The sequence below is a fragment of the Hymenobacter terrenus genome (genome assembly GCF_000972495.1).
Taxonomy (GTDB): Bacteria; Bacteroidota; Bacteroidia; order Cytophagales; family Hymenobacteraceae; genus Hymenobacter; species Hymenobacter terrenus.
This window is the reverse complement of sequence record NZ_LATM01000033.1, coordinates 1-15,764: the sequence shown is the minus strand read 5'-3', so window position 1 is coordinate 15,764 and position 15,764 is coordinate 1. Positions and strand designations below refer to the sequence as shown.

The 15,764-nt window shown below is 57.6% G+C and carries 10 protein-coding genes; 7 read left to right on the top strand and 3 right to left on the bottom strand.

Annotated elements, in window-relative coordinates; translation table 11 throughout:
- Window positions 1-142 precede the first annotated feature (142 nt).
- Window positions 143-2,245 (bottom strand): DUF2264 domain-containing protein, encoded by a 2,103-nt coding sequence (locus tag WX88_RS23110; RefSeq protein ID WP_197076911.1) that lies wholly within the window; start codon window positions 2,243-2,245, stop codon window positions 143-145.
- Between the two features lie 218 nt (window positions 2,246-2,463).
- Between WX88_RS23110 and WX88_RS30425 the strand changes: the two genes are divergently transcribed.
- The gene (locus tag WX88_RS30425) at window positions 2,464-2,697 is read left to right on the top strand and encodes a hypothetical protein (protein ID WP_156176370.1); all 234 of its coding nucleotides are present in this window, start codon (window positions 2,464-2,466) and stop codon (window positions 2,695-2,697) included.
- Here WX88_RS30425 and WX88_RS23105 read toward each other — a convergent pair.
- On the bottom strand, window positions 2,673-3,164 hold the full coding sequence (locus WX88_RS23105) for an SDR family NAD(P)-dependent oxidoreductase (protein WP_046246821.1): 492 nt from the start codon (window positions 3,162-3,164) through the stop codon (window positions 2,673-2,675). The genes WX88_RS30425 and WX88_RS23105 overlap by 25 nt on opposite strands.
- An 859-nt stretch (window positions 3,165-4,023) precedes the next feature.
- Between WX88_RS23105 and WX88_RS23100 the strand changes: the two genes are divergently transcribed.
- The 6 genes from WX88_RS23100 (at window position 4,024) to WX88_RS30420 (ending at window position 14,619) form a co-directional block, all read left to right on the top strand.
- The gene (locus WX88_RS23100; RefSeq protein WP_197076910.1) at window positions 4,024-6,981 is read left to right on the top strand and encodes a hybrid sensor histidine kinase/response regulator transcription factor; all 2,958 of its coding nucleotides are present in this window, start codon (window positions 4,024-4,026) and stop codon (window positions 6,979-6,981) included.
- A 430-nt stretch (window positions 6,982-7,411) separates the two neighbouring features.
- Window positions 7,412-8,305, top strand: a complete 894-nt coding sequence (locus WX88_RS23095; RefSeq protein ID WP_046246798.1) for a PfkB family carbohydrate kinase — start codon at window positions 7,412-7,414, stop codon at window positions 8,303-8,305.
- Window positions 8,306-8,353: 48 nt separating this feature from the next.
- Window positions 8,354-9,565, top strand: coding sequence for a glycoside hydrolase family 88 protein (locus tag WX88_RS23090; RefSeq protein ID WP_046246797.1), 1,212 nt, complete (start codon window positions 8,354-8,356; stop codon window positions 9,563-9,565).
- A 79-nt stretch (window positions 9,566-9,644) separates the two neighbouring features.
- Window positions 9,645-12,848: a SusC/RagA family TonB-linked outer membrane protein gene (locus WX88_RS23085; protein WP_082116259.1), complete on the top strand. Its 3,204-nt coding sequence runs from the start codon at window positions 9,645-9,647 to the stop codon at window positions 12,846-12,848.
- A gap of 12 nt (window positions 12,849-12,860) precedes the next feature.
- A complete protein-coding gene (locus tag WX88_RS23080) occupies window positions 12,861-14,366 on the top strand; it encodes a RagB/SusD family nutrient uptake outer membrane protein (protein ID WP_046246796.1) in 1,506 nt (501 codons plus the stop codon).
- 94 nt (window positions 14,367-14,460) lie between these two features.
- Window positions 14,461-14,619: a hypothetical protein gene (locus WX88_RS30420; RefSeq protein ID WP_156176369.1), complete on the top strand. Its 159-nt coding sequence runs from the start codon at window positions 14,461-14,463 to the stop codon at window positions 14,617-14,619.
- On the opposite strand, the gene WX88_RS23075 is transcribed toward WX88_RS30420, so the two are convergent.
- Window positions 14,616-15,383, bottom strand: a complete 768-nt coding sequence (locus WX88_RS23075; protein WP_046246795.1) for an IS5 family transposase — start codon at window positions 15,381-15,383, stop codon at window positions 14,616-14,618. The two genes, WX88_RS30420 and WX88_RS23075, sit on opposite strands and share 4 nt — an antisense overlap.
- Window positions 15,384-15,764 lie beyond the last annotated feature (381 nt).

The following is a 15,764-nucleotide window of genomic DNA, read 5'->3' as shown; positions in this document are numbered from 1 at the left end:
GCTTTGGCCACTCTTGCTGCTGTCAATGGTATCGCTGCTTTGTGCGGTAGACGGTATCAAACCCAGAGGGCTGGTCGTAAGCGGGAAGCCCAGGGCAGCTATTAAACTTATGATCTAAACGAACTAAAGAAGAATAGAAGGATTACTTGAAATCAACGCTCCGTTTGCTGCCATCGGCGAATTGCACCTGCACGCTGGTAGTAGGCCCTGGGTACGCGAGCTTGGTGACGGGCAGCAGCTCCGCATCGGTCCAGGTCGTGCCCGATTTCTTCCACAGCAGCAGCGTGGCGTAGAGCGCCGGGCGGGCCGAGGGCGCCGCGAGGGTACCAGAGGCGTTGATGACGGCGCTTTCCGCGCTGGCCGGGTGCAGGCCCTTGGTGTCGTACACCTGCACCGACTCCCAGCCGCGGAGCGGCACCAGGGCCAGTTGGTAGGTCCCGTTATCGAGCAGGTGCACGGTGTAGCCTTTCACTTTCCGCGTTTGGCGCCGGACAGGTCCCTGCCCAGCAGGCAGGGCGTAGTGGCCCAGCCGCAGCGGCGTGCCCGCCGGCCCGCCGGTCACCTGGTCGACGCGCAGAATGCCGTTGGGCAACGGGATGTCGGCTAGGCGCAAACGCAGGGTGGAGTCGGCTTCCGGCACCGCGTCGCGGTAGTACACGTCGTTTTCGAAGCGCCGGAACGTGTACAGGTTCAGGGCGTGCCACTTTTGGGCTTTATCCTGAAAAACGTAGTTCATAGCCACCTCGCCGTTGGGGCCGTCGGCCTGCCAGGGGAAGGCGCTGTTGTAGGAAAGGCGGTTGTAGTTTTCGTTGGCGCGGTACGGGTCGGCCTGGCCTGCCACGCGGGTGTTGCACCGCGCCCGGATTTCGGCCGCGCCGCTATTGGGGTAGTCGGTGAGCAGAATGTTGGACCCCGGCTGAAAGCGGTTGGCCACGGTGCCTGGCTTTAGCTCCTTCGCCCACGGGCCTTCGTTCTCGGTGGCAGTCCAGAAGGGGCTGTTGGCGGGCACGAGCAAGCCCAGAAAGGCCTTGCCCATCCAATACACGCTGCCCCGGCAGTTATAGGCCTGGACTACAGGTTCGTAAGGCCCGTAGAAACCCAGCGTGGGAACCTGGTCCTGCATCATGGCCGGGTTTTGCAGAAACTGAAGCATTGCCCCCGAGGAGATGCGCCGCAGCCAGCCGAAATTTGTGCCAGGAGCGGGATTTAGCCCCATCAGGGGAAAGGGAGCGACGGACCCGAAACGGTAGCTCATGCTGCGGCCCCACATAATCATCTCCCCGTTTCGGCTGAACATGTAGGGGTAGTTGTCGCGGGCGTCGGTCAGGTGCGCGGTAAACTGCTGGGCGTACTGGGGCGAGTACTTCTGGCCGTAGAATTGCGACCAGAGCGTACCATACACCTGAAAGGCCCACATGCTATAGTAGTCGTAGGCCCCGTTGTCGCTGTACCAGCCCGCGCCCCGGTAGGCCTCCAGGCACAGTTTGAGATACTCGTCGAGCAAGGGTTCGTTGATGGCGTAGCCCCGGCTTTTGAAAAAGCTCAGCACGAAGATGTTGAAGAACCGCCAGTTAGACGGCACCGTCGGCCCGTCGCCGTAGCTGAGCATAGTAGCCGCCAGGGCATCTTTTTGCGCCTTCGACAACGGGTCCCACAGAATCTCTGGAGCGGCAAACAGGCTAACCGCTAAGCCCCCGAATTCCACCAGCGTCTGGCTCTGCCCTTCCTCTTTCGGGCGCAGCCGAATGTAGGTAGGACTGGCCGGATCTAGCAGTTGGCCGATCTGGTGGCGGTAATAGTCGCCAATTTTGATGCCGTTAATGGTCAAGCTGGGGTCTTCCTTAAGCAGGGGCATGGCGATGAACAGCGTGCGGCACAAGCCTTCGAATTTGGCGGTGCGCACCTGCCCAGCATCGTTGTTGTTGTGGGGGTAGCTGCGGCCCGGCTGCTTCGGAAAAATGAGTGGGTCATCGAGGGTGCGCACGTAGCTGAAGGCCCCGGTGAGCAGGTAGCGGGCGGCATCCTGCCAGTGCCTGCGCGTCATGCCTGTCAGCGGACTCGTTTTAAAATCAGGCGCAACTACTTTAAATACAGTTGAGGTAGCCACTGGCGCAACCGATTTCGGCGCTGCGGCGCCGGGCTGCGCCTGCGCCGGATATCCCAACTTGGCGCAGAGCAGGGCGCAGAGCACCATCCACTGCGTTACGGCGTTCAGCGGACTTTTTTGACTATTGAAGCGAAACATAACAAGCGCAAAAATGAGCATGATGCAGTTTGTGGTTGACCAAGGGAGTTAAGCGGGCTTTTTCAGCTGGAAGGAAGAATAGTAAACAAATGGTAATGTCCTGCTTTGTCTTGGCGTTCCAATCGAAGCAGGACCATTTTGAAGGTATTTAAAGGGTTTTCCAGGCAAGGAGTAAGGAGTGGAGAGCATATAGAGGTAGCCGTTTCCCTTGGGACATCATGCCCAGGGGTACAATACCCATGTCGGTGTACTCGCGGTTTTCGCCGGCTATGCCCCAGATGAAAGGTAGCGTAGCCCGTGTGGATGTACCACGGTGGCAAGAGGATGGTCTGCTCGTTGTTCACCCACAGCGGGCGGGTTTCGGTGGGCTCACCCAGCAGGTGCAGCACGCGCTGGACGTTGGACAGGTCGAAGTAGAGGTAGGCATTCATGCGCCTTTGCTAGCTGCGTAGCCCGGCACGTTGATTTCGCCCTGAAACGTGAGCAGCAACGTTGTGAAAATGATTTTGCCACTTCCCTGCTTCAGCATCTGGCCGCCGATGGGGCGGGCTAAGCGGGAGGGCGCTTTGAGGTTGATGGCCAGCACGTCGTCCCAATCAGCGTTCGGATGCTCGGCCACCGGCGCGCGGCGGATGGTACCGGCATTGTTTACCAGAATATCGATGCGGGGAAACCGCAGCAGGACTTGGGTGGTAAAAGCGTCGACTTGGTCACGCAAGCTGAAGTCTGCCTGATAGGCGTAAAACCGGCGCCCCAGGGCTCCGACTTGCTGTGCGGTATCGATTTCCTCCAAAGCCAACGGTGTGGACACGCCAATGTTGTGGGCGCCCGTATCTGGCATGGCTTGGCCAATGCCTCGACTACAGCCCGTTATAACAGCGTATTTATTGGTCAGGTCAAATAGAGGGAGGCAGTTCATGAAAGTGGAAAGGGCGGTGAAGGATGACAGTGGGGCGGAGCAGACGGGAGCAGGTAAATATTTGGGCCGTAGTAACTGGCTTGGCTCCTAGCTGAATAGGTCCGGACTGCCTCACTCATGAGGCGAACACCTCTACCATAACGGCAGCAATAGTCGGAACAGCGGCCACGGGTGAAGCGGTGGGTAAAATTTCTTTCACTCAGCCAAACCTGCTTGCTACTGGCCCTAGCTTGCCCTGCGAAAGTAGATAAGGTAAAGCAGGCTTAAAAAATGCCTTCAGCGCTCGAATACCAACAACTACCCTTTGGCGGCGCGCATTTTTGGGATACTTGTTACAAAACTGACACTATTGTGCTTCACTTACGTTCTTTATGTGTATAATGTCAAAATAATCAAGTGATTAATATGAATAGCAACAGCGAGCAATTTTGCTTGATTTTGTGAGAAAAGCAATTGCTTTTTCTGCGGGGCACAAAGCTTTTTCTGTGCTGAAAGGTTTTGGCCGCCCGATCAGTTTGGCCCGATTGAATACAAGGTTTCTTATGCTCCCGTTATTTGCCTGCGCTTGGAAAGGTTCTGCGCACAAACTCGGTGCTTCATAAAAGTATCAGCTCACTCACCCCTGATTCGAGAGGCCGTCTTTGTTAAGGGTTTTTGATTAAATTTAAATTTTCAATTACATCAGCCCTGTAAAAGAGCTTGCTTACAACGAAAGGTCTGACAGATATCCTTTTCATTGTGAGGCAGCCGGAATGGTCGACTAGCTTCACATAGTGAAACTACCGTCCTCTTGACCTTCCCAAGCATATTGCTTTCATGGCTGTTTTTGGCTATGTTATCTTCCCTTCATGTTATACCGATGAGCCGATGGCTGCGTGTGTTTGGATGTTGGTTGCTACTCGCGGGCTGTAATTCCGCCACGCAGCCCGCGAAGTCCTACCGTATTGTGTTCGCGCAGTGCAATTCAGTTGGTAAATGGCGCGAGGCGATGCTCGAGGGCATGCGGCGTGAGTTAAGCTTTCACCCGGAAGTACAGTTTAGAACCTTAGATGCCAAAAACGACATCAAGCTTCAACAATCTCAAATTCTAGCGCTTACAAAAGATAAAACAGACCTGCTCATCGTTACGCCCTGCGAAACAAAACGACTCACGGTGGCGGCGGCGGTGGAAGAAATTTACGACCGCGGCCTGCCCGTAGTCATTCTTAATCAGCCGGTTGATTCACGCCGATACACGGCTTACGTGGGCAGCTCCAACTCAGAAATAGGGCTGGCAGCGGCCCATTGCGCGGCCGGCTTGCTGCACCAACGGGGCCACGTAGTGGAACTTCAAGGCTGGTTGGGGAATCAAACTGCGATCAAGCGGCACGAGGGGTTTGAGCAGGGATTGACCGAGTACCCGGCCATGCAGCTAGTGGGAAAAGTGGCCAGCGCATGGCAGCCCTTCACGGCAAAAGCCGAACTCCAGGCTCTACTGCGCATCCACCCCGAAACGAACTTGATTTTTGCGCACAGCGACTGGCTCGCGCTGGAGGCCTACCGGGTGTGCAAAGAACTGGGACGGGAGAAGCAAATTCGCATCATTGGCGTCAATGGGTTGCCCGGTCCGGGCGGAGGCATCGGCTTGGTGCAGGACGGGGTACTGGCAGCTTCCATCAGTAACCTCCCGGGCGGCGCCGAGGCCATGCGCCTGGGTTTGCGCATCCTCAACAAGGAATCGTACGAGCGCGAAAACCTGCTCGGTATCACGGTTATTGATTCCACCAATGTGGCGATGATGCGGCAGCAGGCCGACCGGCTGGCCAGCCAACAGCAAGACATTGAGCGTCAGCTGATGTTGATGAACGACCTACAGGGCAACTATGTCACCCAGCGTAGCTTGATACTCGGGCTACTGGTGGCCTTGGTGGCTATGGCCGGTTTCGCCGCCATAGCATGGCAGTCGGGCCGCCAGCAGCGCCATCTAAACCGGCAACTGGCGCTGCGCAACGAAGAAAACACTTCCGTTAACGCACAGCTCCAAATCCAGAACGGGGAGAACGTGCGCATTAATGAGCAATTGACTGCGCAGAACGAGGAAAACGTGCGCATCAACGAAGAACTTAAAACGCAGAACGAGCAAAATGTAAGCATTAATAAGCAGCTGATTGCGCAGAACGAAGAAATTCGGCGCCAGCGCAATCAGCTGGAAGCGTTGGCTGCCCAGGCTCAGGCGGATACCGAAGCCAAGCTGCGCTTCTTCACCAACTTCTCGCACGAGCTGCGTACCCCGCTCACCCTCATTCAGGGGCCCATTGATGAGCTGATGGCCACCAAAGCTAGCTTCACAGCGGCGCAACGGCACGACTTGGGATTGGTGCATCGCAACACGCAGCGCCTACTCAAGCTGGTCAATCAACTCATGGATTTTCGCCGCATTGAAGTGGGCAAAATGATTGTGCAGGCCACTGAGGGCAATCTGGTGGAATTCGTGCGCGAAATCGTGGATGTATTTGAACGGCCCGCCATGTTGCGGGGCATTAGGCTGCGCTGGCTGCCGGCTGCGACCATCGTCAGCGCGTGGTTCGACCCGAACGTGGTAGATAAAATTCTATTCAACCTGCTATCGAACGCGCTCAAATTCACTCCAGAACGCGGTGAAATTGTGGTGCGCTTGCAACCCCAAGACGATGCCGTCGGCCGCATGGTGCGCATCAGCGTAACCGACACTGGGCCTGGCATTAGCCCTCGGGACCAAGCGCATCTATTTGAATGGTTTTACCAAGGGCAGGCCGATGGCACAGCTCAGGGGTCGGGCATGGGCTTGGCGCTGGCCTTGGGCTTGGCCCGGCTGCACCACGGCCAACTCACGGTGCAAAGCAAACTCGGACAGGGCGCCACGTTCGAGCTAACCCTACCTCGCGAATTGCCTGTGGCGCTGCACGCGCTCCCGGCTCCCCTGCTAGCGGCTGAGGGCGATTACCTCCCGTTGGTGCGGCAGCGCCGGCTACCAGTTGATGTACTGGAGCAGCCCACCGAAGCCACGCCTGCCACTGAGGCAGCCGCCAGCGACACGCTGGTGCTGGTCATCGAAGATAACCCGGAAGTAAATGATTTTCTGGTGCGGAAGCTCCGGCCTTCATTTCAAGTGCAGGCCGCCACTAATGGCACCACAGGCATCGAGATGGCCACTGCCCTGATTCCGGACTTAGTGGTGTGCGATGTGATGATGCCCGGCCTGACTGGGCTGGAAGTGGTGGCGCGCCTGCGCGATGACTGGCGCACAAGTCACATTCCGGTCATTCTGCTCACGGCCCGTGGGGCTCCCGAGCAGCAACTCGAAGGAGTGCAGGCCGGCGCCGACCTCTATCTAACGAAGCCCTTCAATCCAGCTTTTTTGCTGGAAAGCATCCGCACGCTGCTGGCCAACCGCGCCCGGCAGCGAGAGCATTTCCGCCGGGAATTAAACCTCGACAAAACGACGGTGGCCCCAACCCGCCCCGACCAGCGCTTCTTGACCGACTTGACGGCAATTATTGAAGCTAACCTGAGCCGACCCGAATTGAGCGTGGATGATGTCGGCCGCAGCCTGAACTTGTCGCGCATGCAACTCTACCGCAAGGTCAAGGCCTTGCTGGGCACCGGCCTCACCGAGCATATTCAGAACATTCGCTTAACCAAGGCCCGCCAACTGCTACTGGATGACTCGCTAACCATTGGGGAGGTGGGGTATGTACTCGGCTTTTCCTCGCCTTCGTATTTTGCCGCTGCTTTTCGCGCTAAATATCAGGTGTCCCCTTCAGAATTTCGAGCGCAACAACCCATTACCGAGAGCTAAACGCGCTACAGGGGCACATCCATAGCGCTTCACGTGCTGAAACAATTTCTTACAAAGAGAGCAGTACACCTAAGGCCTATATGCACTGACCGTGCGCAGTGAATTCAACCAATAAAAGAGTGGATGAGCGGTTACTCGTACTAACCTACCACAACTGTAGATAGCAAAGCAGCTACAAAGGGGATTTGCTCTCCCATCATTTCCCTGACCTTCGAGTCAACCAGTACTCGTTGTGCGCACAAATTTGGGATAATTGATACAAAACTGACAAAACGCACTTATTAGCCAATGCAAAATATGCGGCATAAGTTTGAAAATCAGATTTTTAAGACAAATGCTGTGCGTGAAGGAATAGTGATGGATTTTGTGCAAAAATAGTGCGCACAGACGCTGGTGGCCAACAGACCTTTGTTGAAATCCGTTGCCACTCATGATTTCATCTGCTGCCATCGTCTGCTTTGGAGAAACCCTCTGGGACCTGTTGGCCGGCGGTCATCGGCCCGGTGGCATGCCCTGTCGGGTAGCGTTGCACCTGCAGCAGTTGGGGCAGCCGGTGCAGCTCGTGAGCCGTGTGGGCGATGATGAGCTGGGCCATAAACTTCTGGCGGTACTGGCAGCCCATGGCCTGGATCCGGCTCTGGTGCAACTCAGTGCCACTCACCTGACCGGACTCGTGAAGTCGCCCGAGCCGGCTGGCGGGGTCAAATATCATAAGATTGTGCAGCCCTTGGCGTGGGATTATATTCCTTATACGGAAGCGCTGTATGATGCCGTAGCCCGGGGGCAGATGTTGGTGTATGGCACCTTGGCAGCCCGCAGCCCGGTGAGCCGCGAAACCTTGTACCGGCTCCTGCCACACGCGCCTTTTAAGGTGCTGGACTTAAACCTGCATGCTGCCCATTGCTCTCGCGAGGTGGTCAAGTACCTGCTGAAACAGGCCGACCTGGTCAAGCTGAATGCAGCGGAACTAGCCGAAATCACGGCCTGGCAGGGGCAGCCCGCGCCTGCCGAAACCGCAGTGCCCTGGCTGGCCAAAAAGTACGGTTTGCAGGCAGTCTGCCTAATGCGCGGGGCAACTGGTGCCTCGCTTTACAAAGAAGGTATGTGGTGGCACAGCACGGGCTTTGGAACTTCAATCGAAGACCCAGACGGCTACGGCGCGGGCTTTTTGGCGGCGCTGCTGGTCAGCTGGATTACCGGCCAATCGCCGGTTGAGTGCCTGCGCCGGGCCTGCGCCGCGGGAGCGGTGGTGACTGGTCAGTACGGTTCCTCCTCGCCTATACTCTCCGAAAACAACCTGAACGCACGGTTGCAATCGGTCTAAATCATTAACCTTGGCTTAGCTGCCAACTTGTTGCTAACAAAACACTTTATGCGTAAAAAGTTTAGCTTTTTGCTTCTGTTGCTGCTCCTGGTGGCCGGCCCCTTGCTGGCGCAAAGTCGGGTCGGGCGCCCGGCGCCATCCATCAACGTGGCGAAGGAATTTGCCCTGGCGGCCAAGCAGTACGACCGGATGCTGCGAACCCACCCCGATACCAAGCAGTTTCCCCAATCCAGCAAGCCCGACGGCTCGATTAACAACCGGGATGCTTCGTGGTGGTGTAGTGGCTTTTTCGGCGGCTCGCTCTGGTATTTGTTTGAGCAAACCAAAGACCCGAAGTGGAAAACTGCCGCCGATAAGTGGAGCATGGCCGTGGCCGGCCAGCAGCACAATACCGAGACCCACGACCTAGGCTTTATGCTCTATTGCCCGCTAGGCAACGGCTACCGCTTAACCAAGAACGAGACGTACCGGCCCATTCTGCTCACCGGGGCCCAGTCGCTAGCCACACGTCTCCGCCCCGAGTATGGGGTGATTAGGAGCTGGAACGAGTTCAAAGGCTACAATTATCCGGTCATCATCGACAACATGATGAACCTGGAGTTTCTGTTCTGGGCTGCGAAAGCGTCGGGCGATAAAAAGCTCTACAACCTCTGCATTTCGCACGCCGATAGCACGCTCAAAAACCACTTCCGGTCTGACCACAGCTCTTATCACGTGGTGTGCTATGAGCCGGGCGGCAAGGTGCTGGCTCGTCATACGGCCCAGGGCGCGGCTGATGGTTCGGCCTGGGCCCGCGGACAGGCCTGGGGCCTATATGGCTTTACGGTAATGTATCGCGAAACCAAAGATCCCAAGTACTTGGCGCACGCCCGCCGCATCGCCAATTTCTATCTAAAGCACCCCAACCTGCCGGTCGACAAGATTCCCTATTGGGACTTTAACGCCCCGGGCATTCCCAATGAGGAGCGCGACGCATCCGCTGGGGCGGTAGCCGCTTCGGGCCTGCTGGAACTGTGTACCTACTCGGGCAAGGAGGGTAAGGCCTATTATGAGGCGGCCGTGGCGATGCTGACCAGCCTAAGCAGCCCAGCGTACCGGGCCAAGCTGGGCGAGAACAACCACTTCCTGCTCAAACATTCGGTGGGCAACAAGCCAGCCAACTCTGAGGTGGATGTGCCCCTGGTTTACGCCGATTACTACTACCTCGAAGCGCTGCTGCGCTACGAGGCCCTGCACAAGCAGCCGGCCTACCGATTGTAGAATCAACAGTTACTTCTACCGCCCAAGCCCCACAAGTCAAATGAAATAATTCACTTTTTACCAATCAAGAAATCCCACCATGTCTAGATGCGTACATTTTTCTTCGCTCTGTTGGGCAGCCGGGCCGTTGTTTCTGGTGCCGATGCTGGGCCTGAGCCCGGTGCTTGGGGCCAGTTTCCGGCCGCCATTCACAGCCCTAGTTCGCCTGGCGGCCGACATGACCGTAACCGGTAGGGTGACGGGCGAGGACGGGGAGGGCCTGCCCGGTGTAACGGTGCTGGTGAAAGGCACCACTAATGGAACTTCGACTGATGTGGACGGCCGGTTTACGCTGACGGTGCCTGATAATGCCGTCTTGGTGTTCAGTTCGATTGGCTTCAAGGGCACAGAAGTAGCCGTGAGCGGCCCCACCCTGAACGTCAAGCTAGCCGCCGACAACAAAGCTCTGGATGAGGTGGTGGTAGTGGGGTACGGCACGCAAAACCGTGGGGATCTAACCGGCGCGGTGGCGACCGTAAAGGCCGAGGAAATCGAGAAACTGCCCGTCTCCAGCGTGGACCAAGCCCTGCAAGGCAAGGTGGCCGGCCTGCAGATTGCCACCACGTCGGGCGAGCCCGGTGGCAGCCCCAATATCCTGATACGGGGTGTAAGCTCCATCACGGGCGGGGCGCAGCCACTGATTGTCATTGACGGGTTTCCAGTGAGCAACGCCGACGGCTCCAACCCGCTCAACGCCCTCGACCCGCGCGACATCGAGTCGTTCAACGTGCTCAAAGACGCTTCGGCCACGGCCATCTATGGCTCGCGCGGTTCCAACGGCGTCATCATAATCACCACCAAGCGCGGCAAGCTGGGCAAGTCCCGGGTGAGCGTGGAAGTGTATGGCGGGGTGCAGCAAGTAGTCAAGCGCATCAAGATGATGAACGCGCAGGAGTTTGCCCAATACACCATCGACGGCCGCAACGCCGGCTACCTCGACAATACGGCAAGCACTCCCACCTTCACGCCCCGGATTACTGACAGCAATGCTGTGCGGCCCGGCGGCAACTACGACATCCCGGCGGTCCTCTCCGACCCGGCGGCTTTGGGCGAGGGCACGGACTGGCAGGATGAGATTTTCCGCACGGCTCCCATTTCCAACTACAAGGTTACGCTGGGGGGGGGCACCGACGCGCTGAAGTATAGCGTGAGCGGGGGCTTTTTCGAGCAGCAGGGCACCGTCATCAACACTTACCTGCGGCGCTTCAACTTCAAGGCTAACCTAGACGCCCGGGTCAACGACAAAATCAAGGTTGGCGTGAGCCTGATTCCGACTTATACCAATCAGAAACGCCTCAACACCGCCGAGCACTACGCCCAGCCCGGTTACGGAATTATTCAATCCGCCATGGGCATTTCGCCCCACCTGCCGCCCCGCGACGAGTTGGGCAACTTCACCTTTCAAGACGGCGACAACCAGATTGACATCAAGAACCCGCTGCGCATTGCCGACGAGTTCGTCAACACCAACAACAATTTCCGCATGCTGGCCAACTCCTACGTGGAGTACGACGTCCTGCGCGACCTGAAGCTGCGCGCTACCATCGGCGGCGACATTTTTCAGAACCAGTTCCGGGTATTCGTGCCCTCTACGCTAGCCGGCGGCTCCAACTATACCCAGGCTACTTCGGCCAATGCCTACAACCAGTTGAATACCAGCTGGGCCAACGAGAACACCTTGACCTACAACCGGGCATTTTCGGAGAACCACGTGCTGAATGTCGTGACCGGGGTGACGTTTCAGAAATTCTTCACCGACCGGCTGGAAGCCAGCGCCGCCAATTTTGCCAACGACCAAGTGACCAACATCAACGGTGGCACGGTGAACGGCGGCAGCGAAAACATTGGCCGTGAAACGCTGATGTCCTATCTGGCGCGGGTGAACTACACCTTGTATCGCCGCTTCATCTTCACGGCTACGGTGCGGGCCGACGGCTCGTCGAAGTTCGGCCCGAACAACCGGTGGGGCACGTTCCCTTCGGGCTCATTTGCCTACCGGCTCACCGACGAGGCTTTTATGAAAGCAGTGCCGGCCATCAACGATTTTAAGTTGCGGGCCGGCTACGGCCTGACCGGCAACAACAACATCGGTAACTACCGCTTCCTGCCGCAACTGGCCCCCACCAATTACGTCATCGGCGACGCGAACGTTCCTGGCCTGAGCCCTAGTACGTTTGCCAACCCGAGCCTGGCCTGGGAGGCCATGGAACAGTACAACCTGGGCCTCGATCTGGCTTTGTTCAACAACCGGATTACGCTCACGGCCGACGCTTACAACCGGGTGAACCGGGATATGCTCTTCGACATTCAGACGCCCGCGGCCACGGGCCTGACGTCGGCTACCGTGAACCTGGGCGCCGTGCGCAACCGCGGCCTGGAATTTTCCCTGGGCACGCAGAACGTGGTAGGCAAAAACTTCAGCTGGAACACCAACTTCAACATTTCTTTCAACCAAAACCGGGTGCTGGAAATGAGCAGCGATGCTGATAAGATATTTGGCAGCACGGGCGGACGCAACAATGTTACCATCACGCAGGTCGGGCAGCCAATTGGCAGCTTCTACGGACGAAAGACGCTCGGTGTGTTTCAGACCGACGACGAAGCGCGTAACTACAAAACCCAGCCTAACCAAACAAACCCGAACCAGCCCCTGGCCCGCGCCGGGGACGTGAAGTGGGCCGATACCAACAATGACGGCCAGGTAAACGACGACGACCGGGAGCTGATTGGCAGCCCACAGCCCAACTATACGCTGGGCTTCAATAACACCTTCCGGTACAAGGCATTCTCGCTAGACATTTTCACCAACGCCGTGGTGGGCAACAAGATTTACAACGCCTTGTTCGCCTTCAACAACACGGGCACGACGAACAACGCCACTTATGTGAACGACCGGCGCTGGCGCAGCCCCGAGCAGCCCGGCGACGGGCGCTGGGGCCGGGCAATCCGGGGCGGCCGCAACAACAACACGCTGTTCAGCGACCTCTATGTGTTCGACGGCTCGTTCGCGCGCATCCGCAACGTGGTGCTCAACTATTCGGTGCCCACTCCTCTGGCCAAGCGTATCGGCTTGGAAGCACTGCGCCTGAACGTGACCGGTACCAACCTATTCACCTTCTCGGACTACCCCGGCTACGACCCCGAAGTAGGAAACGCGGGCAACAATCAACGGGCGTTGGGCGTCGATTTCGGCACCTATCCCGTGGCCCGTGTCATCACCGTCGGCCTGAACGCCACCTTTTAAGCAGCTACTTCCATGAATAAGAACTATTCTATAGCCATTGCGATTAGCGTTGGCCTGAGCCTGACTTCCTGCAAAAGCTTCTTGGACGAAGTGCCGGAGTCAAACCGCATCACCACCACCTTCTACCAGACCCGGCTGGATTTTTACAACGCCCTGATGGGGGGCTACGCCGGCCTGAAGCTGCCCGGCGTGTACGCCAGCGGGTCGGGGGCCCTAATGGTGCTCGAAGAAATCGCCTCCGACAACACGGAATTTGGGGCGACCCGCCAGTCCAGTAACAATTCATTTTTTGAGATTAACGATTTATTCTTCACAAAAAGCAACACCGCCATTCAGGACGCCTGGCGCGACCATTACATTGCTATCGGGCGGCTGAACCCCATCATCGAGAAACTGCCGGGCGCCACGTTGACGCCGTCCCTCACCCAAGCGGAAAAAGACCGGTTTGACGGCGAAGCCCGCTTTTTGCGCGCCCTGTATTATTTCAACTTGGTTCGGCTTTATGGCGAAGTGCAGCTCATCACGGCGCCGGTAAATGGGATTTATGCCACTGCCGATGTACCCCGCTCCCCCAAAGAGGAGGTGTACAAGGTTATTATCAACGACCTGACCATCGCCTACAACGTACTGCCGGCCACCATTCCGGCCACCGAGGCTGGCCGGGCCTCGCGGTGGGCCGCCCGGGCTTTGCTGGGCAAAGTCTACCTGCAAATGAAAGACTACGCCAGTGCCTTGCCGGTCCTGCAGGACGTAAACGTCAACTCGGGACGGTCGCTGATGGCTAGTTTCCCCACCGTGTTCGCGGCTAATACCAGCTACGCCGCCAACACCGAGTACATTTTCGCGGTGCAGTACAAGTCGGGTCTGCTGGCGCAGGGGGCCAGTGCCGTGGGCTCCTCCGGCGGGGTAGGCGTCACGCAGGGCAGCGACATCTGGTCAAACTGGGCGCCCGTGGGTTCGGGCTTTATGCTGGGCCCCAACGGCGGCGGCGGCGGCGGGTTCAACACGCCCACGGCCGACCTGGCCAGCGCTTTTGAACCCAACGACCCGCGCAAAAACGCGTCGTTGCTGGAATCCTACCCGACCAGTAGCACTGTGATGGCGCCGGGGCGGTACGCGGTTAAATTCCGGCAGCAGGGCGCCTTGAATGCCGATGCCGACGTAGACTTTCCCATCCTGCGTTTTGCCGACGTTGTTCTTATGTACGCCGAGGCCCTTAACGAACTGGGCCAGACATCAGCGGCCGTCGCCCAACTTAACCGCATTCGAACTCGGGTCAGCCTGCCAGCCAAGCCCCTGTCCCTGAACCAGGCCGACACCAAACAGGCCATTGAGCAGGAGCGCCGCGTAGAACTGGCCTTCGAAAACCAGCGCTGGCCCGACCTTATCCGCTCCGGCCGCTATGTGGACGTGATGCGGGCTAAAGGATTTACCATCCAACCCTTTCAAAACCTGTATCCGGTGCCTCAGCGCGAAACGGACCTGAATGCTAAGCTGTCGCAAAACCCCGGTTACTAAGGTTGCAAGTAGTTTGGGAAAGATTACGTCAAGCTTGCCAAGGTAGTGCTGTCGTGTCTTGTCCTAAAATGAGTTGACCATCAATTCTCCGCAGATGGAACACTTATTTTTCTTTCGCAAGCAGGCGCATGAGCTGAAAATACGCCAGATGGTCGAAGAAATCAACTTCAGCCGCCATACCATTGAGTCAGCGATGAGCAAGTACCAAGTGCTTACTCGTTCGACCGTCACTAAGAGGGTGTTTGAGATTTAGGGCGGGCATAAACTATTGAGGCACATGGTCGAGTTAGCAATCAGCAGCCAAGCTTGATGGCTAGCGGGGGTGAATTCGTAGTCGACGGCCAACCGCCGAAAACAAGCTAGCCAAGCAAGGGTGCGCTCGACGACCCAGCGCTTGGCAACGGGCACGAACCCGCGTACGCTCGGTGGCCGGCTGGCCAGTTCGTGGCGCAGTCCCAGCGCCTGCAGGGGGGCAGCAAAACCGCTCCGGTACGCGTTGTCGGTGAGCACGGTGGCCAGGCGCTGGCCCCAGGTGGGGCGCTTGGGCAGCAAGCCCAACACGGCGGCCGAGCCGTCGTGGCCGTTGGCTGCGTGTACGTAAGAGGCGAAAATACGTCCTTCCACGTCCTTGATAATCTGCCGTTTGCGGCTATTGACATGCTTGCCGCCGTCGGTGCCCTGGTGCTCAAAAATGCGCGGGGCCAGCTTCACGCTTTGGCTGTTCACGCACACGAGCGAGGGCGTCGCGGCCCGGTTGGCCGCGAGGCGGTCGGCCCGGTTCAGCGCTTCATTGAGGTTGCCCCACACGGCAAACTGCCAGCGCCGGAAATAGTAGTGTACGGCCGTCCAGGCGGGAAAAGTAGCCGGTAAGGCCCGCCATTGGCAGCCCGTGCGGCAGATGTAGCGCACGGCATCAAGCACCCGGCGCAAGCACCGGCGCCGGTTTCCATGGACGGGTAAGAGCGGCTGCATATCTTGCCACTGCGAGTCAGTAAGGGGTTGATAGCCGTCAACCATAAAGCGTCCGGGAGCCTAGGAACCCCCGCCGCAACTTACTGACTCGTTTCTTTTTGAATCTCCACTAAATCTCATACACCTTCTAAGTGGCTGGAACGTATCCGACGGGAAGAACAGGCACATACTCAAGCTATGGAACACATCCAAAAAAAGCCAGCCACGACGCTTGTTGAGCAGGCCATGCAACATGCCTATGCCCTGACTGGGCAGGGCAAGCACTTGCAGAAACAGTTCGAGCAAGCCGAGTTGTAGGTGCTCTACTATAAAAACGTCATCCGAGTGGCCGAGCAGGAGTTGAGCGTGAGCATCGAAAAAAAGTCCGCTACCAATTAGTGTCTTGCCCTGAAATAGGTTGACAGTTTTTCACCTTAAAAACTGTTC